Annotated in this window: 13 protein-coding genes; all 13 read left to right on the forward strand. The window is 49.0% G+C overall.

The annotated features are described in order from the left end of the window. Positions 1-163: 163 nt before the first annotated feature. The 13 genes from AC5JBY_RS02195 (at position 164) to AC5JBY_RS02255 (ending at position 24,529) form a co-directional block, all read left to right on the forward strand. Positions 164-1,369 (forward strand): oligogalacturonate lyase family protein, encoded by a 1,206-nt coding sequence (locus tag AC5JBY_RS02195; RefSeq protein ID WP_495902904.1) that lies wholly within the window; start codon positions 164-166, stop codon positions 1,367-1,369. A gap of 98 nt (positions 1,370-1,467) precedes the next feature. Continuing rightward, complete coding sequence (locus tag AC5JBY_RS02200; RefSeq protein ID WP_495902905.1) at positions 1,468-4,359, forward strand: glycosyl hydrolase; 2,892 nt, start codon at positions 1,468-1,470, stop codon at positions 4,357-4,359. A gap of 57 nt (positions 4,360-4,416) precedes the next feature. After that, positions 4,417-4,854 carry a nuclear transport factor 2 family protein gene (locus AC5JBY_RS02205; protein WP_495902906.1) on the forward strand — a complete coding sequence of 146 codons (438 nt, stop codon included), beginning with the start codon at positions 4,417-4,419 and terminating at the stop codon, positions 4,852-4,854. A gap of 136 nt (positions 4,855-4,990) precedes the next feature. Continuing rightward, a complete protein-coding gene (locus AC5JBY_RS02210) occupies positions 4,991-5,986 on the forward strand; it encodes a family 43 glycosylhydrolase (RefSeq protein ID WP_495902907.1) in 996 nt (331 codons plus the stop codon). Positions 5,987-6,007: 21 nt separating this feature from the next. Next, entirely contained in the window at positions 6,008-8,857 is a 2,850-nt protein-coding gene (locus tag AC5JBY_RS02215) for a glycoside hydrolase family 2 protein (protein WP_495902908.1), read from the forward strand. Between the two features lie 95 nt (positions 8,858-8,952). Further along, positions 8,953-11,082, forward strand: coding sequence for a hypothetical protein (locus AC5JBY_RS02220; protein WP_495902909.1), 2,130 nt, complete (start codon positions 8,953-8,955; stop codon positions 11,080-11,082). A 73-nt stretch (positions 11,083-11,155) separates the two neighbouring features. After that, positions 11,156-14,785, forward strand: a complete 3,630-nt coding sequence (locus tag AC5JBY_RS02225; protein WP_495902910.1) for a DUF4450 domain-containing protein — start codon at positions 11,156-11,158, stop codon at positions 14,783-14,785. 64 nt (positions 14,786-14,849) lie between these two features. Further along, positions 14,850-15,776 (forward strand): glycoside hydrolase family 43 protein, encoded by a 927-nt coding sequence (locus AC5JBY_RS02230; protein ID WP_495902911.1) that lies wholly within the window; start codon positions 14,850-14,852, stop codon positions 15,774-15,776. Between the two features lie 128 nt (positions 15,777-15,904). Continuing rightward, entirely contained in the window at positions 15,905-17,365 is a 1,461-nt protein-coding gene (locus AC5JBY_RS02235) for a glycoside hydrolase family 28 protein (RefSeq protein ID WP_495902912.1), read from the forward strand. A 337-nt stretch (positions 17,366-17,702) separates the two neighbouring features. Further along, positions 17,703-19,610 (forward strand): rhamnogalacturonan lyase, encoded by a 1,908-nt coding sequence (locus AC5JBY_RS02240; protein ID WP_495902913.1) that lies wholly within the window; start codon positions 17,703-17,705, stop codon positions 19,608-19,610. Between the two features lie 34 nt (positions 19,611-19,644). Further along, a complete protein-coding gene (locus AC5JBY_RS02245) occupies positions 19,645-20,436 on the forward strand; it encodes a rhamnogalacturonan acetylesterase (RefSeq protein WP_495902914.1) in 792 nt (263 codons plus the stop codon). A 23-nt stretch (positions 20,437-20,459) separates the two neighbouring features. Next, the gene (locus tag AC5JBY_RS02250) at positions 20,460-21,587 is read left to right on the forward strand and encodes a glycoside hydrolase family 88/105 protein (RefSeq protein WP_495902915.1); all 1,128 of its coding nucleotides are present in this window, start codon (positions 20,460-20,462) and stop codon (positions 21,585-21,587) included. Positions 21,588-21,595: 8 nt separating this feature from the next. After that, complete coding sequence (locus tag AC5JBY_RS02255; RefSeq protein WP_495902916.1) at positions 21,596-24,529, forward strand: glycoside hydrolase family 2 protein; 2,934 nt, start codon at positions 21,596-21,598, stop codon at positions 24,527-24,529. Positions 24,530-24,644 lie beyond the last annotated feature (115 nt).

Raw genomic sequence — 24,644 nt, forward strand, 5'->3', positions numbered from 1 at the left:
GTTCAGGGGGGAAGGTAATTGCCCGGCCCTTTAGGGCCGGGACACTATAAACAAATTTTTACTGGGCTTTAGCCCAATTCCCAACAGGACAGCTCAGGATGATTGCCTTTGCCTTGTGTGTTACTTTTAGAACATTCGATTGTACACCATACAACGTTGCCGTATGAAAAAGCGTTCACCCAATTTGCTTGCGCCGCTTTTACTGCTATTGACACTATCCACTGTTGCTTCAGCACAACAAGTGTTGGAAACCGGCAAGGATATGCCGGACGAGTGGATCGATAAAGATACCCACCACAAAGTAGTGCGGCTGTCCCGCACGGAAGGCAGAAACTCCAGCTTTTACTTTCACAATAACCCGTTCATCGGGAATAAAATGGTGTACTACAACACCGGCGCCAACGGCAGACAGGTCTATACCGTTGATCTTAATACTTTAAAACCTGAACAGGTCACACAGCAGGCTTCTCCCATGAACGGAGAGATAGTAGGGGCCAAAACCAAATCGGTTTACTACCAGATCAAAGACAGTGTATGGGCTACCGATATCGATACCAAAAAGTCGCGCCTGCTCTTTGTGTTTCCACCCGATTTCAAAGCAGGCATCACCACTGTCAATGCCGATGAAACATTGCTCGGAGGTGTTTACTCTACGGATGCAGAAAAGGAAATATTCAGAAAGAACCCCAATAAAAGCAGCTACTTCAACCTGATCTACGAAGCCCGGTTACCCCGCACATTATTTGTGATTGATGTAAAGAGCGGGCAGCTGCGCAAGCTGTTTACCGATAGTGCCTGGCTTAACCACGTACAATTCTCTTCCACCGATCCCGACCTGCTCATGTTTTGTCATGAAGGTCCCTGGCACAAGGTGAACAGGATATGGACGATTAGCCTGAGCAGCGGCGATATCAAACTGATGCACAAAAGAACGATGGATATGGAGATTGCAGGCCATGAGTGGTTTAGCCCCGATGGCAAGACGATCTGGTTCGACCTGCAAACGCCGCGTAGCGTGAAGTTCTTTGTAGCTGGTACCGATGTAAAGACATTGACAGAAAAAAGATATGAGCTAACCCGCGATGAATGGTCCATCCATTTCACTACTTCGCCCGATCAGAAGCTGTTTGCCGGTGATGGTGGCGACTCAGGACAGGTAGCACGTGCAAAGAACGGCCGGTGGATATACCTATTCCGCCCGGAAAGAGATAAGTTCGTATCCGAGAAGCTGGTCAACATGCAGCACCATGGGTATAAGCTCGAGCCCAACGTCCATTTTTCACCCGACGGTAAATGGATTATATTCAGAGCCAATTTCGAAGGAGAAGAACAGGTATACGCCGTAGAGATTGCCAAATCAAAAGTATAAATATTGTTGTGTCACCCTGAGCTTGTCGAAGGGTTTTGTTAAGACAACCTGACAAGGCACATTAACTTATAAGAATGAGAAACCCGGTAACCTCACATATGTACCCGAAAATATTTCCACTCGCTCGCCTCCGGCGAGTGAGGGTATTTGCAAGCCTCTGGCTTGCAGCTTCGCTATCAGGGGGCCTTTCAACTCACGCCCAGGACCTTTGGCCCGCCATTACACAAACCACCAAACCCTGGACACGCTGGTGGTGGGAAGGCAGTGCTGTCAATAAAACAGACATCACCGACCTGATGCAGCAATACCGGAAAGCCGGACTGGGTGGATTGGAAATAACACCGATCTACGGCGTACGTGGCACTGAACAGCAGTTTATTCCCTTCCTCTCTCCACAATGGGTAAGCATGCTGGAATACACGTTGCAGGAAGGCAGACGCTTTAACCTCGGCATCGATATGGCTACAGGCACTGGCTGGCCTTTTGGCGGCCCTTGGGTAACACCCACCGATGCCTGCAAAAACGTGAACCTGAAAACCTGGACGCTGAAAGCCGGTGAGCAATTGAAAGAGAAGATCACCTTCACACAACAACCACTGATCCGTACAGTAAGCGGCAAACAGGTAGATATAAAAACATTGACTTATCCCATCGCTACCAACAAGAACCTGCAGGAATACGCTTTCGATCAGGTACGCTACGAAAAAGAATTGCCCGTCACATTGTTGATGGCCTACGATGAACAAGGCAACAGCCAGGATCTCACTGCTAAAGTAAGCGCAGATGGAACGCTTAACTGGACTGCCCCCACCGGCAACTGGACACTGTACGGCCTGTTCCAGGGCTGGCATGGTAAGATGGTAGAAAGAGCGGCGCCCGGAGGAGAAGGAGATGTAATAGACCACTTCAACTTACCAGCCTTGCAACACTATCTGCAATATTTTGACAAAGCATTGGCCGGCAGAAATATTAAAGGCCTTCGTTCATTCTTCAATGACTCGTATGAAGTAGACGATGCACGCGGACAGGCCAACTGGACACCCGATATGCTGCGCGAGTTCCAGCAACGGCGTGGGTATGACCTGCGCACAATGTTGCCCGCATTGTATGGAAAAGATACAAAGGAAAAGAACGAGCGCATATTGAGCGATTACCGCCAAACCGTTTCAGAACTGTTGCTAGAAAAATTCACTACCCCCTGGCACAGTTGGGCCAAAGCAAAAGGAGCGTTGATACGCAACCAGTCCCACGGCTCGCCTGCCAATATCCTCGATCTCTATGGGGCCATCGATATTCCGGAGACAGAAGGCACGGATATACTACGTTTCAAATTTGCAACCTCCACGGCCCATGTGTTGGGCAAGCCGCTGGCTTCGGCAGAAGCAGCCACCTGGCTCAATGAGCATTTTCAATCCAGCCTGGGCGATGTAAAGCTGGCATTGGATAAATACTTCATTGGTGGCGTGAACCATATCTTTTACCACGGCACCAACTATTCGCCGAAGAACGATCCCTGGCCGGGATGGTTGTTCTACGCAGCAGTACACTTCCATCCGAATAATCCTTTCTGGAAAGACTTTGGTACACTCAATCAGTACGTAGCACATTGCCAGTCATTCCTGCAAGCTGGCAAGCCTGATAATGATGTACTGTTATACTTCCCCATCTATGACCGCTTCGCAGAGCCGGGCCGCGACCTGCTCCACCACTTCGACGGCATGGAAGGATTTGAGAACACCGACTTTAAGAATACAGCTTCCTGGATGTTGGAGAACGGTTATGCATTCGACATATTCTCCGATAAACAATTACAACAGGTAAAGAACAATGGTACCGGATTATTATCCGGTGGCAATGCCTACAAGACGATCGTATTGGCCGAAACCAAATTCCTGCCACTGGAGACTTTGCAAAAGCTGGTATCCCTGGCACAGAATGGCGCTACTGTTATTATTCATAAAGCACTACCTGCTGATGTGCCAGGCTATAGTACACTCGATAAACGGCAGGCTGCTTTCAAAGCACTACTGGGACAATTAAAGTTTACCACTACTAATGATGTACAACAGGCCATCACAGGTAAAGGAAAATTCCTGTTGGGCGATGATATGCAACAACTACTGGCCGCTGCCAAAGTACCACAGGAAACAATGGCGGCACAGGGGTTGCAATGTATACGCCGCTCTATTGACGGCGGTAAATATTATTTCATCACCAATACCGGTAAGCAACGCGTGGATGGTTGGGTAAACATCAGTACCCCTGCAAAGGGTATTACTGTATTCGATCCCATGCAGAAAAGATCAGGATATGGAATTATGAATAAAGTGGCTGGTGCAGCGGCAACCGTTTACCTGCAGCTCAACCCCGGCGAGAGCTGTGTCTTACAAACAGCCGCAACGAAGTTACATTCCGCTTGTTATCCCTATATTGCTACTGTAGGTGATCGTGTTAAGCTTGAAGGCACCTGGAATGTGTCGTTCCTGAGCGGAGGGCCTGTTTTGCCAGCCCCTGCTGCTATTACACAACTCACTTCATGGACGGAATGGCCGGGTGAAGACGTGAAAAAATTTGCCGGCACTGCTTCTTATAAGATCACGTTTAAGAAACCTGCCGTAAAAGACTACACCGGTCTTTTACTGAGTCTCGGGAATGTACAGGAATCGGCAGAAGTATTCCTGAACGGTAAACGGGTTCAAACCTTGATAGGCCCGGTATTTCAAGTCGTGCTTCCTGCAAAAGACCTTTTAGCAAACAATCAATTGGAAATACAAGTCACCAACGGTATGGCCAACCGCATTGCGGATATGGACAAACGGGGTGTGCCGTGGAAGAAATTTTACAATACCAACTTCCCATCGAGACTGCCCGCCAATCGGGGAGCGGATGGACTGTTCACTGCCGCCAAATGGGAGCCAAAAGCAGCAGGATTGACAAGTGAGGTTACCCTTACGCCAATAATATACATAGATATGCCATTGGAGAAGTAGCCAGTAATAAAATAAAAACTAATTTGGGGTTCATTCTTAACCCGCAAAAATACAGTTATGCGTATCAAACTAATGAGCCTCCTGGTGATCGTAAACCTTATCACGATGACAGCGCTGGCGCAAAGCAAAGACGAAACAGCCGTAGCTGCAGCAGTAGAGTCGCTGAAGCAGGCCATGATCAGTGGCGAAAGAGCAGCCCTGGAAAAAGTAGCCGACGAGAAGTTGAGCTATGGCCATTCCAGTGGTAAGATCGAAGACAAAGCTGCCTTCGTAGAAGCGATTGCCAGTGGCAAATCCGATTTCGTAAGCATCGACCTGACAGAACAAACCATCAGCGTATCGGGCGATGTAGCCATTGTGCGTCATAAATTGTCTGCCGCTACCAATGATGGTGGTAACCCCGGCACAGTAAAACTGGACATCCTCACCATCTGGAAAAAGAGCGGCAAAGAATGGAAGCTGATCGCACGTCAGGCAGTGAAGTTAGCTGTGTGACAAACAATGGCTTGTCACTTTGAACAGAGCTCACCCTTCTCTGTCATTTCGAACGAAGCCATTCAGGACTGTAAAAATTGAGCAGTAGCGGCGAAGTGAGAAATCTGCCAGCGAAGCAAAGGTAAATCTGACTTTCATGAGAATAATTGGCACCATCATATTGATTCTCTTCACCTATACTGCGTTCTCCCAGGACACAGCGCCCAAACCATTATACCGCGATCCGGTATATGATGGTGCGGCTGACCCTGTGGTGATCTGGAACGTGAAAGCGAAACAATGGTGGATGTTCTATACCAATCGCCGCGCTACCATGCCCGGTGCGCCAGGTGTGAGCTGGGCGCATGGCACAAAGATCGGTATTGCCGAATCGAAAGATGGCTTGCACTGGAAATACAAAGACACAGCCAATATCAATTACCGGCCTGATCCAGCGGGATACACCTTCTGGGCGCCGGATATCATTGAGCACAACGGTACCTATCATATGTACCTCACCTACGTGCCCGGTGTTTTTGATGATTGGAACCATCTACGCCATATTGTTCACTGTACCAGCAAAGACCTGCTCAACTGGAAATACGAATCCACCCTCCCCCTCGTAAATGATAAAGTGATCGATGCCGCTGTATTCCGTTTGCCCGATGGCAATTGGCGCATGTGGTACAACAATGAGCGCGATGGAAAGTCGATCTACTACGCCGATAGCAAAGACCTGTACCATTGGGAAGATAAAGGCAAAGCCATTGCAGCAAGAGGCGAAGGGCCGAAAGTGTTTCAATTCAAAGACAAGTACTGGATGGTGATCGATGTTTGGAAAGGCATGGAGATCTACAGCTCCGACGACCTGCTGCAATGGAAAAAGCAACCCGGCCGCATTTTGGAAGAGCCGGGCACTGGCGCCGAAGACCAGGCCATTGGCGGCCATGCGGACGTAGTAGTTAATAATGATAAAGTATACCTGTATTATTTCACACATCCCGGCAGACGGAAAGATAAACCAGCCGCACCGGGTAGTGTAGATGATAAGCGAACCCTTATACAATTGGCAGCATTGGAGTACAACAATGGAGAGCTCACTTGTGATCGTAACAAGCCGGTGCGTGATAAGCTGCTGCCAAAGACAAAGTGAGGGGCTTTATCGTAAGCCGATATGAGTTTCCATCGAATCATAAGCGCCATACTCCTGGTGGCTATCACTGCTGCAGCTGCAGCACAGGAGAGAGAAATACAATACTTGTCAGGCAGAGATAAAGACAACACGGTCACCTGGGATTTCTTTTGCACGGCCGGTCGCAAAAGCGGTGTGTGGACCACCATACAGGTTCCTTCCTGCTGGGAGCAACAAGGCTTTGGCGCCTACAACTATGGCCGCGATTACGTAACCTACGGCCGCAACTTCCGCTTTGCAGACGAGAAAGGCCTCTATCGCCACAACTTCACCATTCCCGCAGCCTGGAAAAACAAAGAAGTATTTATCGTATTTGAAGGCGCCATGACCGATGCGGAAGTAAAGGTCAATGGCCAGCTGGCAGGCGCTGTGCACCAGGGAGCCTTCTATCGTTTCAAATACAACATCACCAATAAACTGCTGGCAGGCAAACCCAATAAGTTGGAAGTGACTGTCAGTAAAATGTCGGCCGATGCTTCCGTAAACAATGCCGAACGCCTGGCCGATTACTGGATATTCGGTGGCATCTTCAGGCCGGTATACCTCGAAGCAGTTCCCAAGGAATACATTGACCACACGGCCATAGATGCTAAAGCCGATGGCAGCTTTGCCATGAATGTGGCCCTGCAGAATATCAAAACCCCTAAACAGGTAACAGCTACCATCAAAGATGCCGCAGGCAAGATAGTAGCCACTGTACAGCAAACGATAAAAGCCAACGATACCCTTGTTAAACTCACTACTAAAATCAACAACCCACTATTATGGACGGCAGAAACGCCTAACCTATATACAGTGCAGGTGGCATTGGGCAATGGTGCGCAAACAGGCTATCGCACCAAAGAACGCTTTGGATTCCGCACCATCGAAATACGCAAGGGTGATGGCATTTACCTCAACGGCACACAGATAAAGATGAAAGGCGTCAACCGCCACGTGTTCTGGCCCGAAACAGGACGCACGGTAAGTCCCGCTATTGATCTCGCAGATGTGCAGCTCATGAAAGAGATGAACATGAATGCGGTGCGCTGTTCACACTATCCACCCGATCAACGTTTCCTCGAACTATGCGATTCTCTGGGGCTTTACGTACTTGATGAATTAGCTGGCTGGCAAAAAGCTTACAGCACAAATGCCGGCGCCCCACTGGTTAAAGAAATGGTGACCCGTGATGCCAACCATCCCTCCATTATCTTCTGGAGCAATGGCAATGAAGGCGGGCACAACAAAGAGCTGGACGATGATTATGGACTGTATGACCTTTCCAACCGCCCGGTTATTCATGCACACCATCGTCCCGGTAACACCTTCAATGGTATCGACTGCAACCACTACGAAGATTACTACAGCAGTAAGAATATCCTGAACGGTCCTGATATTTATATGCCTACCGAGTTCCTGCATTGTCAGGATGATGGCGGTGGGGGAGCTGCGCTCAATGATTTCTGGGAACTCCATTGGAGTGCTAAGAAGTCTGGCGGAGGTTTCCTCTGGGCGCTGGTAGATGAGGGAGTAGTGCGTACTGATTTCAATGGACGCATCGATGTAAATGGAGTAAATGCACCCGATGGGGTGGTGGGGCCACACCGGGAAAAAGAAGGCAGCTTCTATGCTATCCGCGAAATATTCTCACCGGTTAAAATAAACATGTCTGCTTTACCTGCGAACTTCAATGGTAGTATGCCGGTCGAGAACCGTTATCATTTTACCAACCTGAAACAGTGCCGCTTCAATTGGCAGTTGGTCAATTACACCAAGCCTTTCAGCGGACAATCAGGCGTCACCATCTTGCAAAAAGGAACAGCCACCAGTCCGGATATAGCTGCTACACAATCAGGCAACCTTTCACTTAATCTACCCGCTGATTGGAAAAACCATGACGCACTCAACATCATAGCCATCGACCCAGCCGGTAAAGAAATATACCGTCGCACGTATAACATCAGAAACAATGATCAATTGTTAAGTACGGTGATTGCTACCAATACCGACACGGTGCATGTGGCAGAAACTGATACTACCCTCGCCCTTCGTTCAGGAGGCATCAGCATTACCTTCAGTAAAAAGAACGGACAGCTCCTCGGAGTGGCCAATGCCAACGGAGGCCGGCCATCATTCCGCAACGGTCCGGTGTTGGTAAGTGGTCAGGCTACCTTCAATAGTATCAAACAATCGCTAAGCGGTGACAATCGTGTAATAGAAGTAACTTATACCGGCGATCTTAAATACGCCCGCTGGACAATGCATCCTGGTGGATGGGTGAGCCTTGATTATGAATATAGTCTGCAAGGCAGTTATCCCTTTGCCGGTATTAGCTTCAGCTATCCGGAAAACTTTGTGTTGGGCGCCAAGTGGCTGGGCAAAGGCCCTTACCGTGTTTGGAAGAATCGCCTGCAAGGCGTCACTGATAACGTGTGGGAGAACATGTACAACAATACCCAGACAGGCAGCTTTCCCTGGAACTATCCGGAGTTCAAAGGCTACTATGCCGATATAACCTGGATGGAGATGAATACAGTGGAAGGCAAATTCCTGGTGGCCAGTAAGGACACAGGATTGTATGTACGTCTGTTCGACTTCTATGGACTCTCCGGCATACAACCGCATCCTGCATTACCAGTAGGAGATATCTCCTTTCTTGATGCCATTCCGCCCATTGGCACCAAGCTGGCGTTGAACATCAGCGCCAATACGGCCAACCTGGGACCTGCCGGTGAGTTCACGAAGTTCAACGGCCCGGTAAAACGTACCCTCTGGTTTTATTTCGGCCTGCCCAAACCCGAAGACCAGCGTAAACAATTTACTATGCCTTCAGTGAATGATTTATTTTAAAAAGACCAACATTCTTATATGCCAACACTCGCTCGCCTCTGGCGAGTGAGGCTATTGGCAAGCCTCTGGCTTGCATCAAAGTAAAAGAAGAAAACATGAAACGCATCGCACTATTTATATCGTTATGGATCGCCAGCATAGCCCATGCACAATCTCCCATCAACCGCAAGGCAGTAGTGCAGCGGCACACCATTCATATTACAAAAGCCGATTCATTATCTTCTCTATCTATCGGCAATGGCAGCTTTGCCTTTACAGTAGATGTTACAGGCCTGCAAAGTTTCCCCGCATACTATAAAGGAGGCGTACCGCTGGGCACACAATCCGAATGGGGGTGGCACAGTTTCCCCAATCCCAACAACTATAAGTTTGAAGAGTCTCTCCGCACTTATGAGCTGGAAGGCAGAAAGATTCCTTACCCTGTACAATGGAAAGAAGCGGGACGCAACAAAGAAGCCGCCGATTACTTCCGGATAAATCCGCACCGCCTGCAACTGGGTAATGTAGGATTACAGATCACTAAAAAGAACGGACAGCCCGCTACTATCGATGACATTAAAAACATCGACCAGCAGCTCGACATGTGGACAGGCGAGATCAAAAGCCGCTTCACAGTGGAAGAGCAGCCGGTAGAAGTGATCACCTATGCACACCAGCAACTGGACCACGTGGCAGTAAAAGTAGAATCTCCGCTGATACAGGAACAGAAATTGAAGCTTACGATTCATTTCCCTTATCCCAACGGACAGTTTAAAGATGTGGGTGTCAATGACGCCAATGCAGATAAGCATAAGACAAGGCTATTCAGCAATGCCCCCGGCAAACCGGTCGTCATTCGTCATGACCTCGACGATGATAATTACCTGCTGTATGCCCAATGGAAACAAAAAGCATCCATACAATCGTCCGGCACACATCACTATGTGATCACGCCACAGGGAGGCAAGACTTTTGAAGTCAGTTTTTTGTTCTCCAAAAAAACGATTGGTGACGCCTCGTTACTCTCCTTTAATGAAGTATCGAAGAATAGCCAGCAACAATGGGAGCAATTCTGGAAGAGCGGTGGCGCAGTAGACTTTGCTGGTAGTAAAGACACAAGAGCCCCGGAGCTGGAAAGAAGGATGATCCTGTCTCAATACCTCACCAAATTGCAATGCGCTTCCAACTATCCGCCACAGGAAACAGGACTCACTTACAACAGTTGGTATGGCAAGCCCCACCTCGAAATGCATTGGTGGCACGCTGTTCACTTTGCCTTGTGGGGCCGTATAGCCTTAATGGAAAAGAGCCTCGACTGGTATGCCACGGTAGCCAATGAAGCACGGGCTGTTGCAAAGCGGCAGGGCTTTGAAGGATTGCGCTGGCAAAAGATGGTAGACCATGCAGGCAATGAATCGCCATCTTCAGTAGGCTCCTTCCTGATATGGCAGCAGCCACATTTCATTTACATGGCCGAGTTGAGCTACCGCGATAAGCAATCAAAGCAGGTATTGGAGAAATACAAAGACCTGGTATTTGCTACCGCCGATTTCATGGCTTCCTTTCCATCCTGGGATGCTGAAAAGAAACGATACAACCTCGGCAAAGGATTGATCCCTGCGCAGGAGTGCTTTGACGCCGTTACTACTTTCAATCCTACTTATGAACTTGCCTACTGGCATTGGGCGTTGAATGTGGCCCAGCAATGGCGGGAGCGATTAGGTATGCCCCGCAAAGCAGAATGGGATAAAATAATTAATAATTTGGCTGCATTGCCGCAGGCCAATGGAGTGTATCTTGCTACAGAAAGTACCCCGGATTGTTATACCACCGAGCGCTATAAGACCGACCACCCGGCAGTGCTGGCCACTTATGCTTCCATTCCAGGCAGCAATAACATGGATACAGTTGTCATGAAGAAGACCTTTGACCTGGTGTGGAAAGTTTGGAAATGGGAGGATACCTGGGGTTGGGACTTTCCGCTTACAGCAATGACCGCTACCCGGTTAAATATACCGGAAAAAGCTATTGATGCCTTATTCCTGCCGGTACGAACCAATACTTATCTTGCCAACGGACACAATTTTCAGGATGAAAGACTAACGATCTACCTGCCGGGAAACGGAGGATTGTTGAGTGCGATCGCCTTGATGTGTGCCGGTTCCGATGACAACACAAATCCAAATCCTGGTTTTCCGAAAGACACCTGGCAAGTGAGGTGGGAAGGACTCAGAAAGATGCCGTAGAGATAAGAGGTTACACTGGCGACGTAGACAAAATTGCCGATTGTCGACTGCCGATTGCCGATCGTATTTCCCCATGATACGTATTCTATATATCGCCCTGCTGCTACTGACAGGCCCCTTAACTGCAATATGTCAAACGCCTCCTGCCACACCCTGGCATGGAAAAGAACGTACTATTCACTATCGTCCCGAAGGAAAAGACTTTGTGACCACCAATGGCACGCTGCGATTCAATCGTGCACTGTATGGTGGTAATACAGCTTTTCGCGTAGAGGCTGGCGACCTGCCGGAGTTTGCTTTGTACCTGCCCGGCATGGGAGGCAATTGCAAGTTGGGCATCATCGTGGGCAACAACAGTAAATGGCTTACAACCGCCAGATCCATCAAAGCTATTTACAGGCCCGGCTCCATGCACTATGAGATCAGGGACCCCTTGTTGGGAACAGGCATGTTGCAGGTGAGCGTATTGGCAACGTATACCAACGAAGCTATGATCATGCGGGTAGTGCCTGTTGGCATCACAGCGCCTGTGCAACTCTTCTGCGCTTTTGGTGGTGTAACCGGTAAGAAGTTTTCCCGTGATGGAGACATTGGCGCCGATCCTGAATCTTCTTTTTATTTGCAACCCGCGTATTGTGTCAACAACCAATACGATATCAACGCCAATCAATTCACCGTTAAATTTGGCGCGGGCAACACTAAGAAGCTGGAAGGTGTTTTTCCAACTGGTATGACATTGCATACGGCCAATCCCAACCAGCAACAATCTCCCCTCACCCTTGATCAGGCTACCAATACAGATTCAGCATTACTGGTTTGCGGTAAAGTGACATTGAAAAGAGCAGATACTGCTTACCTCATGATCAGTCATCCGGATACGAGCCAGCTATCCTTACATAAGAATAACCTGCCGGCTGTTTACCAGACAGCAGAATCAATGCGCCAGCAGTTGGCTGCACGCGTACAGGTCAATACACCCGATCCTTACATTAATACACTGGGTGGAGCACTGAGCATAGCCGCCGATGCCATCTGGGATGATCCAACATATATGCACGGAGCCATCGCCTGGCGTATGCGCCTGCCTGCCTGGCGTGGTGCTTACACGGCCGATCCATTGGGTTGGCACGACAGGGCGCGCACACACTTCAGCAGTTATGCCCGCTCGCAGATTACGTCGCCATTGACAGGTCCGGTCGTGGCGGATACTGCCCTGCATTTGGCGCGGCACCAGGAAAAGATCGGTACAGCTATGTTTAGCAGTGGCTACATCTGCCGCAATCCCAACGGCGATATCCGTCCCCATCACTATGACATGAATCTGGTGTTCATAGATCAGTTGTTCACGCATTTTTGCTGGACGGGCGACACGGCCTTCATCCGGGAGATGTGGCCGGTGATAGAACGCCACCTTGCCTGGGAGAAAAGAAACTTCGATGCCGACAACGATGGGCTGTACGATGCCTATTGCTGCATATGGGCCAGTGATGCCCTGCAATACAGTGGAGGAGGTGTTACCCATTCCTCCGCTTATAACTATCGCGCTAATAGTATGGCCGCAGTGCTGGCTGGCATCGCAGGTAAAGATGGCAAGCCTTACGAGCAGGAAGCGGCGAAAATATTACAGGCCATTCATCGCCAGCTATGGCTGCCCCATGATGGCTGGTATGCCGAATACAAAGATTTGCTGGGCAAACAACTCATACACCCTGCTGCAGGTTTGTGGACCATTTACCATGCCATCGATTCCAAAGTGCCCGACGCCTTCAAAGCCTGGCAATCCCTTAGGTACATCGATACAAAGCTGCCACACATTCCCGTACAGGCAAAAGGACTGACCGGTAAAGATTATTACATGTTGGCCACTACCAACTGGCAGCCCTACACCTGGTCCATCAACAATGTGGCGCTGGCCGAAAACCTGCATACAGCGTTGGCCTATTGGCAGGGCAATCGTTCAGAAGAAGCCTGCAACTTATGGAAGAGCGTATTGATAGAAAGTATGTACCTCGGCGCTTCGCCTGGCAACTTTCAGCAATTACCCTTTTATGATGCCATACGCGGAGAACTCTACCGCGATTTCGCCGATCCCATTGGCATGGCCTCCCGTACATTGGTAGAAGGACTGTTTGGCATACAACCTGATGCGTTACAGGATACACTCACTATCAGGCCGGGCCTGCCTGCTGCCTGGAACTATGCATCCCTGCGCGTGCCCGATATGCAGTTTGATTTTAAGCGCGATGCAGTAAAAGATCAGTACATACTGATCCCGTCCTTCTCGCATAACATGAACCTGAAACTGTTGCTGAAAGCATACAAGACAGGTGTTGCAGCAGTGACGGTAAATGGGAAACCTGCAACATGGAAAACAGTTAAAGAGGCAGTAGGTGAGCCTTTGTTGGAGATCACTGTTCCTAAACAGGCGCGTTATACAATAGTGGTTACCTGGAAGGGCGCCGCACCACAAAAAATACAACACGATAGTATCTATGTATCTGGTGCATCATTGGCATTAATCGGTGGTTTGGCATCGATACAGGAAGTGTACGATCCGCAGCAGGTATTGGACAAACCAGTGATCACTGCCAACCGCTTGCAGGCGAAACTGCTTCCTGCCGCTGGTGATAAAACAATATTTCTACGCCTGCAACAAGGCAATTGTAATTGGTGGCAGCCTTGCAATTTTATAGTAAAACCATCAGCTGTTGAGATCATTCCCGTGCAGCAGGATTCGGGCGGCATTTATTTCACAGTACACAATTATGGAACAGCCGTGCAGGGTACACTGGTGATCAATCCCGGTCCACGCGTGATACGCATGCCTTTGCAGATAGCAGCTAAAAAAGCATCACCCACGGTACACATACCCGCACCTTATCTCATTACAGGCAGCAATGTGGTACAGTTTGTATGGGATAGCACAAAACAGGTACAAACTACCATGATCAACTGGAGCATCCCGTCCATCGGTATTGCTTTCGAAAAGATCGATCTTTCTACTTACCACAATGCGCGTGTAACTAAGATATTTGAACAACAATACCTGTCGCCCCGTCCTGTATCACCAACTTTGCAATTGCCCACCCAGGGCATCGGCAATTGGTGTTATCCATTGGTGCAGCCGGAGTTTGATGATGCGGGTTTGCGGCAACTGGCCGGCAGCAACAACGAGATCAACCTCGATCAGCACATTCCTTTTGCTGTTCCGGGCGATAGTACTACCAATAATATCATGTTCACTTCCCAGTGGGACAATTATCCGCACTCTGTGACCATCCCTCTTACAGGAAAAGCGTCTCATGCGTATTTTATCATGGCTGGCAGCACCAATCACATGCAAAGCAGGTTGACAAACGGAGAAGTGCGGGTGCAGTACACCGATGGGTCGGCCGATACGCTGCTGCTGAAGAATCCCGAAAACTGGTGGCCCATCGAGCAGGATTATTATGCAGATGGGTATGCGTTTACTACCAATGCACCGCCACCCCTGCGCATCTATTTGAAGTCGGGCCGTATTGCAACAACAGCATCCGCTTATAAAGGAATCAAAGGATTCAGCAACTATGGTGTCGATGGCGGCGCCGCCACAATCCTCGACCTGCCGCTGAATCCCGGCAAAGACCTGCGCTCACTTAGTGTACATGCTATCGTCAACGATGTCGTGATCGGCCTCATGAGTGTGACGCTGGTGAGAAATTAGCAATTGTAAATCCTACACTTTATTTTATCTTGCCTTACCTGTATTTTAATCAGGTCACAGCTGTATGAAAAAGATGCTTATCACCTGTTGTTTGCTGACTTCTGCGATATTCCTTGCCGCCCAGTCAAAGGACCCCGTTTATGTCTTTTCCTACTTCAAGGGCAATGGTGAAGATGGATTACATCTCGCTTACAGCCAGGACGGTTATAGCTGGACTTCCCTGCGTGGTGACAGCTCTTTCCTGAAACCAACCGTAAGCAAAGACAAACTGATGCGTGATCCTTGTATCGTGCGTGGCACGGATGGCACTTTCCACATGGTATGGACAGTGAGCTGGAATGAAAGAGGCATCGGCTATGCAAGCTCCAAAGACCTCATTCACTGGACCGAGCAACAATATATTCCCGTAATGGAGCATGAACCAACAGCCCGCAATTGCTGGGCGCCCGAGATCTTCTACGATGCCGGCAAAAAGCAATACATGATCTACTGGGCTACTACTATTCCCGGCAGGTTTGAGAAAGGTGATACAGCCGGTGATGATAAATACAATCACCGCATGTATTACACCACCACCAAAGACTTTAAAAGCTTCAGTCCAACCCGCCTGCTGTATGATAAGGACTTTAATGTGATCGATGCTACCATCCAGCAGCATGGCAAGCAATACGTCATGTTCCTGAAAGATGAAACCCGGAAGCCGCCACAGAAGAACCTCCGCATCGCTACCAGTAAAGCATTAACGTCAGGTTACTCATCGCCTTCAGTGCCCATCACCGGCAAATACTGGGCAGAAGGGCCTACGGTCATTAAGATCGATGGCAACTGGATCGTTTATTTCGATAAGTACACAGAACATAAATACGGTGCTGTGACTTCCACCGACCTGCAACAATGGACCGATATCTCCGATAAGGTTACCTTTCCCAAAGGCATACGACATGGTACCGTGTTCACCATCACTAAGGAGGAATTCGAAAAGTTAAAATAGCATGAAGCACCTGCCTAATCAGTAGGCTTTATTGCCGATTGCCGGCTGCCCATTGCCGATTCAGGACGCATCAGGATAGCCACCCGGCTTTCCTGCTCTAATTTACTGCCTCCTTAAATTGCTTCGCCATGCGTACCACTGCATTGTTCAGGATCGCTATGATCACGCTTGCACTGGCTATCACCACTGATAGCTTTGCCAATACTCCCGACAGTATTCCCGCTTCGGTACTGGCCTGGGCAAAGAAAACCGGTGCCCGCAAAAAGCCTACTGCAACTAAAGTATTTCTCGTTAATAAATACGGAGCTGTCAATGACGGCAAAACACTTTCTACCACGTTTATTCAAAAGGCGATTGATGACTGCGCTAAAAGCGGCGGAGGCATTGTGCGTTTTGAGCCAGGTGAATACGTGACCGGCTCCCTCTTTCTCAAAAGCAATGTACATCTGCAGATCAATGAAGGCGTAACCCTGCTGGGCAGCCAAAGCTTTGATGATTATCCGGAGATCAAGACCCGTATTGCCGGCATTGAAATGATATGGCCTGCAGCACTCATCAATATCATTGGGCAACAGAATGTAATGGTAAGCGGCAAAGGAAAGGTGAATGCCCGCGGCAAGTTCTGTTGGGATAAATACTGGACCATGCGCCGACAGGAATACGAACCCAAAGGACTGCGCTGGATCGTAGACTATGATGCAAAAAGAGTACGCACGTTCTTAGTACAGGAGTCGGCCGATATTACTTTAAAAGAAGTGACATTCTCCAACGCGGGTTTCTGGACAGTTCAGCTGCTGTATTCCAAATACATCACCGTTGATGGCATCGTGGTACGCAACAATGAAGACGGCAAAGGACCAAGTACCGATGGCATCGATGTGGATTCTTCTTCCTGGGTGTTGATAGAGAATTGCGATATCGATTGCAATGACGATGACTTTTGTTTAAAAGCTGGCCGCGATTGGGATGGCTTGCGTGTGAACCGACCTACAGAGTATGTGGTGATCCGTAACAGTATTGCGCGTAAGGGTGGGGGATTGCTTACGCTGGGCTCTGAAACTTCCGGCAGCATCCGCCATGTGCTGGCCACCAACCTGGTGGCCATGGGCACGGGCAATGGGTTTCATATCAAGTCGGCCACCACGCGCGGCGGCACGGTAGAAGATGTTTATTTCATTAATAATCGTCTCGACAGTGTGGGCAATGCTTTCCACTTCACGATGAACTGGAACCCTACCTACAGCTATTCCAAATTGCCCGATGGATACAACTATGATTCCATTCCTGCTCACTGGAAAACGATGCTGCAAAAAGTAGAACCCGCTTCGAAGGGCATCCCGCATTTTAAGAACATCTACGTATCGGATATCCAGGCCACCGGTGTTAAACGTGTGATCAGCGCTACCGGTTTGCCGGAATCTTCCCTGCAAAACTTTCAATTCAGCAACATCTCCATCGAAGCTGCTGCAGCCGGCGACATTACGCATGCTGATGGCTGGCAGTTCAATAAGGTGACCATTACGGTTAAAGACAAAGCTCCCTTCGCAGTTAAAAACTCCACTAATATGGCAACTCCTGCGATTCGTTAGAGGCTGAAATGCCCCTCCAGTTGTTGGTATAGTCAAAAGTGAAGCTCAGTATTTAACATAATTAAAATGTAATCTGCTGATATTCTGGTATCTATATTCCATCCATGTGTGAACCATGTGTCAGACACGTGTCTTTCATTGGTAAACACCCTCATTTGACACATGGTTCACACATGGATGAGGCCAGCTTTGTACAAGCCTGACCCGGGGATTGTGTGTGCAACTTTGAGTAACAGCCGATGATAACCAACCTGGTAGAAGAGACTATTGCGATTCAAATAACATGACAGTTCAGGATGGTAAAGATCATAACCCGTGCTACCTTTTCAACAGCTATATGAAAAAGAAACTCGCGTTACTCAGCCTGCTGTTCCTGGTTGCGTTTGGTCCGCTTGTAGCACAGCGGCAAATGGAATGGCTTGGCCGCGGCGTACAGGCCGTAGCCAAACCCGATGGACATGTTTTTGTAAGTTGGCGCCTGTTGGGCACCGACCCCGATAACATCGCATTCAATGTATACCGCACTACCTCGTCTGGTAAATCTACCAAGCTGAACAAGCAACCCATTACCACTTCCACTTCTTTTGAAGACATTACTGCCGACACTACTAAAAGCAATAGCTACTTTGTAAAGCCTGTCATCAAAGGAAAAGAAACTACAGCCAGCACTTCCTTCACGTTAAAACCGGGTGCGCTGCCGTATGTTTCCCTGCCGCTGCAAACACCCGCAGGTTATGCACCCAACGATGCATCGGTGGGTGACCTCGATGGCGATGGTGAATACGAGATCATCCTGCACCAGACAGGCCGCGCCAAAGACAACTCCCAGGCAGGCATCACAGATCCTCCCATCTTCCAGGCATACAAAATGGATGGCACTTTATTGTGGACCATCAACCTCGGTAAAAATATTCGGGAGGGAGCCCACTATACACAGTTCATGGTGTATGACCTTGATGGCGATGGCAAAGCAGAGATCGCCATGAAAACAGCCGATGGCAGCATGGATGCCAAAGGAAAGATCATTGGCGACTCCTCGAAAGACTATCGTAATGAGCGCGGCTATATACTGGCAGGACCGGAATACCTCACCATCTTTGATGGACTGACCGGTGCAGCCCTGGCTACTACGGCGTATGTGCCAGCCAGACATCCTTCTTCCCTTGCACCCACTACCGATGAGTTGAAAACTCTCTGGGGCGATGGCTATGGCAATCGTATGGACAGGTTCCTGGCTTGTGTGGCATATCTCGACGGCGTGCATCCCAGCCTGATCATGTGTCGTGGCTATTATACCCGTACAGTGTTGGCTGCGTGGGATTGGAAGAACGGACAACTTACCCAACGCTGGGTATTCGATTCAAAGGAAGGTAACCCTACCTATGGCGGACAAGGCAATCACAACCTGACGGTGGCTGATGTAGACAATGACGGTAAAGATGAAATTGTATACGGTGCCATGACCATCGATGACAATGGTAAAGGATTGTACTCAACCGGGCTGGGGCATGGTGATGCACTGCACGTAACCGATCTCGATCCTTCGCACCCGGGTTTGGAAGTATTCGACATACAGGAACGCTTTGATGATGCGGGCGCTAACTTCCGCGATGCGGCAACCGGCGAAGTGCTATGGAAGAAAGCCTCTGTAAAAGCAGGAGAGGATGGAGAAGGTCCAGGCCGTGGGTTGGCATTGGACATCGATCCCCGCTACCCCGGATATGAATGCTGGGTGGCAGGCGCCGGCATCACGGGTATGTTTGATTGCAAAGGAAATAAAATAGGCGAGAGAACACCCGCCTGTAATATGGGCATTTATTGGGATGGCGATGTGCTGAGTGAAATACTGAATGCTACTACCATCGATAAATGGGACTATCTCAGCAGCAAAGCAAACCGTTTGCTGGAAGCCGCACAGTACAACTGCGTGCGCAACAACGGCACCAAATCCAATCCGGTATTGAGTGCCGACATCTGGGGCGACTGGCGCGAGGAAGTCATCTATCGCACAGCAGACAACAACGAGCTGCGTATCTTCTCTACGTCCATTCCTACTACCCACCGGTTCTATACACTAATGCACGATCCGCAATACCGGCTCAGCATTGCCTGGCAGAATGTAGCCTATAACCAGCCGCCACACACCGGCTTCTTTATGGGCGAAGGCATGCAACCACCACCAAGGCCGAACATTAAACTGTCTGAACCTCGATTGACAGGAGGTAAAGAGATTGGGAGGAAATAATAAGATCATTTAACTTAACGATAGAAGCTTCTATATGAAAATAAACATAGGTAAATACATGAAAATGACAGCCCTGTTGCTCACAGTAGCAGGTGTTCTGTCATTTGTCATCTGGCAACAGAAACCTACGCTGTACATCATTGGTGATTCTACCGTGCGCAATGGTGACGGCAGCGGCCGCAACGGCCAATGGGGCTGGGGCACCCTGATCGATCCCTTCTTTGATACCAATGCGATCGCAGTGCGCAATCATGCCATTGGTGGCAGAAGCAGCCGCACGTTTATTACAGAAGGCCGCTGGCAGCGTATATTGGATGAGCTGAAGCCAGGAGATTATGTGATCATGCAGTTTGGACACAACGATGCCGGGCCGCTTGATGACACGGCCCGCGCCCGTGGCTCCATCCGGGGCATTGGTGAAGAAAGCAAAGAGATCTATAACCCGATCACCAAAAAACAGGAAGTTGTGTACACCTATGGTTGGTACATGCGCAAGTATGTAAATGAGGCTAAAGCAAAAGGTGCCATCGCTATCATCTGCTCACCAATACCGCGTGATAACTTCAAAGAAGGCAAGGTAAACCGCGCTAACAATGATTATGGCTTATGGGCAAAGGAAACGGCTACCACCACCGGCGCTTATTTCATTGATCTCAACAACAACATTGGCGATGAATACGACAGGTTAGGCCCCGACCAGGTAAAGAACTTTTTCTATGGCGATCACACCCATACCAATGAACCCGGCGCCAAACTGAACGCGGAGATCGTAGTGAAAGGCGTAAAGTCATTGAAAGATTGTAACCTGAAAAAGTATCTGAAGTAATAGTTTGAAAATATAGTCCAAGTATGAATAAGAAGATTGTTTTTGCCGTATGTATGGTGTGTATTACCGGAGTTACATACGCACAGGCATTGCCCAAAAAGAAAGAAGTGCTCAAAGTCATGACGCTGGCCAATAAATACTTCATGGAGAAGTGGCCCGACCCGGGCAAGTCCATCATCACCAACCGCGAGCGCCCCAGCAATATCTGGACCCGCGCGGTGTATTATGAGGGATTGATGGAGCTGTACCGTACCGATAAAAAGAAAGCGTACATTGACTATGCCTACGAATGGGGCAATAAACACAAGTGGGGGCTGCGCGAAGGCATCCGCACCCGTAATGCCGATAACCAATGCTGTGGACAAACTTACATCGAGCTATTCCTCAAAAGCAAAGATTCTACCCATATCCGCGATATCAAAGCCTCTATCGATCTGATGGTGCAGAGTGAAAAGCAGGACGACTGGAACTGGATCGATGCCCTGCAAATGGCGATGCCAGTGTATACAAGGCTGGGCGTTATCTACAAAGACACAGCCTACTTCCGCAAGATGTACGATCTGTACAGCTTCTCCAAATACAAGCATGGCACCAATGGATTGTACAATGTAGCGGAAAGCCTGTGGTGGCGCGACAAGGATTTTGTGCCACCTTACAAAGAACCCAATGGAGAAGATTGCTACTGGAGCCGCGGCAATGGTTGGGTAGTGGCAGCACTGGTACGCACCATGGAGTGGTTGCCCAAAACAGATCCGCATTACAACGAATACCTCGAAGATTATAAGAATATGCTGAAGGCCTTGTTGCCTATTCAGCGCACAGATGGCTTCTGGAATGTGAGCCTGCATGACTCTACGCACTTTGGTGGCAAGGAGCTGACAGGAACTGCTCTCTTTACCTATGGCATGGCCTGGGGCATCAACAAAGGCATCATTGATAAACAAACCTACCTGCCTGTAGTGATCAGAGCATGGAATGCTTTGGTAACAGATTGTGTACACCCCAATGGCATGTTGGGTTTTGTGCAGGGAACGGGCGAAGAACCCAAAGACGGCCAACCGGTAAGCTATACCAATGTGCCCGACTTCGAAGATTATGGATTGGGTTGTTTCCTGCTGGCAGGTTCTGAGGTGTATAAATTGAAGAAGTAAAGAACAAGATGAAATATATTACTACCTCGTTGTTGCTGCTGGTATTTGCTGTGACCCATGCGCAAAGAGTAAAATACAATTTCAACCCCGGCTGGAAACTACAGGTAGGTGACATCGCAGGCGCAGAGACCGTTGGTTATAATGACGCATCCTGGAAAAATATTGCCCTGCCCCGCGCCTGGAACGAAGACGACGCTTTCAAAAAAGATATTGTTGATCTCAGTACCGGCATTGCCTGGTACAGGAAGCATTTTGTGTTACCTGTTGTGCATAAGGGACAAAAGATATTCCTGGAGTTTGAAGGCGTGCGGCAGGCGGCAGATGTATACGTGAATGGAACACATGTGGGATTGCATGAAAATGGCGTTACTGGTTTTGGCTATGATATAACCAACCTTGTTAAAACAGGCGTCGATAACATCGTGGCTGTTCGTACCGACAATAGCTGGGAGTATCGGGAAAAAGCAACCAATACCAAATACCAGTGGATCGATAAGAACTTCAATGCCAACTACGGAGGCATTCCCAAAAACGTATACCTCCATGTAACAGGGCAGGTGTACCAAACACTGCCACTATTTTCCAACCTGGGCACCACCGGCGTGTATATCTATGCTGACAACTTCAACATCCGCAACAAAAGCGCCGTCATACATGCCGAATCCGAAGTAAAGAATGAAAGCCCACAACCGGTAACTGTGCAATACGAAGTGGTGATCAGGGACAGGCAGGGAAAACTAATAAAAACATTTACGGGGGATCATAGCACGCTGGCCGCCGGTGCTACGCAAATATTGAAAGCATCGGCGCCCGTGCAGGGGTTGGAGTTCTGGAGCTGGGGATATGGTTATTTGTATAAAGTAGAAACAATTCTGAAGATCAGCGGCAGGCAAGCAGACAAAGTGATTACCACAACAGGGTTCCGCAAAACAGCCTTCAAAGATGGTATGGTGTACCTCAACGATCGCGTGATACAGGTCAAAGGGTATGCACAGCGTACTTCCAATGAGTGGCCGGCCATCGGGTTGAGTGTGCCTGCCTGGCTCAGTGATTACAGCAACAAGCTCATGGTGCAAAGTAATGGCAACCTGGTGCGCTGGATGCATATCACACCCTGGAAGCAGGATGTGGAAAGCTGTGATCGCGTGGGTCTCATGCAGGCCATGCCGGCAGGCGACGCGGAAAGAGATGTAGAAGGAACACGCTGGACACAGCGTACACAGGTGATGCGCGATGCCATTATCTACAATCGCAACAACCCCAGCATCATCTTTTATGAATCCGGCAACGAATCTATTAGCGAGTCACACATGACTGCCATGAAAACGATCAGAGATCAGTATGATCCACACGGAGGCAGGGCCATCGGTAGCCGCGAAATGTTGGACAGTAAGGTGGCAGAGTATGGTGGCGAGATGCTCTACATCAACAAAAGCGCCCACATACCTATGTGGGCCATGGAATATTCAAGAGACGAGGGCTTGCGTAAATACTGGGATGATTATACACCTCCCTTTCATAAAGATGGTGACGGCCCGCTATACAAGGATCAATCCGCCGCATCCTACAACCGCAACCAGGAATCACATGCCAAAGAAAATGTAATACGCTGGCATGAGTTCTGGCAGGAAAGGCCAGGCACAGGTAAACGTGTAAGCTCCGGTGGCGTCAACATCATTTTCTCAGAAAGCAATACCCATCACCGCGGTGCGGAGAACTACCGCAGAAGTGGGGAAGTGGATGCCTTGCGCATGGTAAAAGAAAACTATTTTGCTCACCAGGTCATGTGGGATGGCTGGGTAGATATTGAAAAGCCCCGCATCCATATCGTGGGACATTGGAATTATTCACCTGCCGTTACCAAAGATATCTATGTGATCTCTTCGGCCGATAAAGTGGAATTGTTTGTTAATGGCAAGTCAGCGGGTTTCGGAGAACAGAGCTACCGGTTCCTGTATACATTCAAAAACATCAGCTGGCAGGCGGGCGCTATTGCAGCCATAGGATATGATGCACAGGGAAAGAAAATATGCACTGCCGAAAAAACAACTGCCGGAGAAGCCTATGCGGTTAAGCTGAAGCCGGTAATAAGCCCGGCCGGATTTAAAGCTAATGGCCATGACCTCGCATTGGTAGAAGTGGAAGTAACAGATGCCAAAGGCAGGCGTTGCCCCACGGCGCTTAATATGATCCATTTCACCCTGGATGGCGCTGCCGAATGGCGGGGTGGTATGGCACAGGGGCCGGATAATTATATACTGTCTAAAGACCTGCCAGTAGAATGTGGTGTGAACAGGGTATTGATCCGCAGTACCACGCAGGCTGGTAAAGTAATCATAAAAGCCACCGCGGATGGATTACAACCAGCCACGTTGACGCTAACCACTTTACCAACAACAGTGAAGCAGGGATTGAGCAATCAACTCCCCGGAGATGATTTGCCTTCCAATTTGGACAAAGGACCTACACCTTCCACACCTTCCTTTACCATGAAGCGCGAAGCATTAACAATTGTACGGGCTACTGCTGGCGCGCATGCGGATAGTGCTTTTGAAAGCTTCGACGACAATGAACTCACGGAGTGGAACAATGGCAGGGAACTGGCCAATGCCTGGATCGAATATGAACTGGCCGGCGAAGCAGTAGTACGGGAAATAACCCTGAAGCTCAACAATTTCCGCAGCAGGTCATACCCGATTAAGATCACTGTAGATGGGCAGGAGGTCTTTAAAGGGAATACGCCATTGTCGCTGGGCTATGTTACCCTTGCGTGTAAACCACACAAAGGCAGTAGAGTAAAGATTGAATTGCTGGGGAGGACTACGGCTCAAGATAATAATAGTGTGGAGGTGTCTGGCAAAAAGCTCGATGATGGGGTAGCCAGGAATGATGCAGGAGCAACAGGCACTTTAAGTATCATAGAAGCTGAGATATATAAATAAAAGGTGATTATCAGGGATCAGCGGTCTCCACCAGATAGCTGGTCATTGTTGATTGTTAGCAGTTTATTAAATCCTGCTGGCTGGTTCTGTATTGCCTCAAAATAATTGCACTTAC

This window comes from Paraflavitalea sp. (assembly GCF_059502485.1).

Bases quoted from the DNA above. Each gene is read 5' to 3' on its own strand.
- AC5JBY_RS02255 (WP_495902916.1), top strand. From the start codon at position 21,596: ATGAAATATATTACTACCTCGTTGTTGCTGCTGGTATTTGCTGTGACC.
- AC5JBY_RS02220 (WP_495902909.1), top strand. From the start codon at position 8,953: ATGAAACGCATCGCACTATTTATATCGTTATGGATCGCCAGCATAGCC.
- AC5JBY_RS02205 (WP_495902906.1), top strand. From the start codon at position 4,417: ATGCGTATCAAACTAATGAGCCTCCTGGTGATCGTAAACCTTATCACG.
- AC5JBY_RS02225 (WP_495902910.1), top strand. From the start codon at position 11,156: ATGATACGTATTCTATATATCGCCCTGCTGCTACTGACAGGCCCCTTA.
- AC5JBY_RS02195 (WP_495902904.1), top strand. From the start codon at position 164: ATGAAAAAGCGTTCACCCAATTTGCTTGCGCCGCTTTTACTGCTATTG.
- AC5JBY_RS02210 (WP_495902907.1), top strand. From the start codon at position 4,991: ATGAGAATAATTGGCACCATCATATTGATTCTCTTCACCTATACTGCG.
- AC5JBY_RS02200 (WP_495902905.1), top strand. From the start codon at position 1,468: ATGTACCCGAAAATATTTCCACTCGCTCGCCTCCGGCGAGTGAGGGTA.
- AC5JBY_RS02250 (WP_495902915.1), top strand. From the start codon at position 20,460: ATGAATAAGAAGATTGTTTTTGCCGTATGTATGGTGTGTATTACCGGA.
- AC5JBY_RS02245 (WP_495902914.1), top strand. From the start codon at position 19,645: ATGAAAATAAACATAGGTAAATACATGAAAATGACAGCCCTGTTGCTC.
- AC5JBY_RS02215 (WP_495902908.1), top strand. From the start codon at position 6,008: ATGAGTTTCCATCGAATCATAAGCGCCATACTCCTGGTGGCTATCACT.
- AC5JBY_RS02240 (WP_495902913.1), top strand. From the start codon at position 17,703: ATGAAAAAGAAACTCGCGTTACTCAGCCTGCTGTTCCTGGTTGCGTTT.
- AC5JBY_RS02235 (WP_495902912.1), top strand. From the start codon at position 15,905: ATGCGTACCACTGCATTGTTCAGGATCGCTATGATCACGCTTGCACTG.
- AC5JBY_RS02230 (WP_495902911.1), top strand. From the start codon at position 14,850: ATGAAAAAGATGCTTATCACCTGTTGTTTGCTGACTTCTGCGATATTC.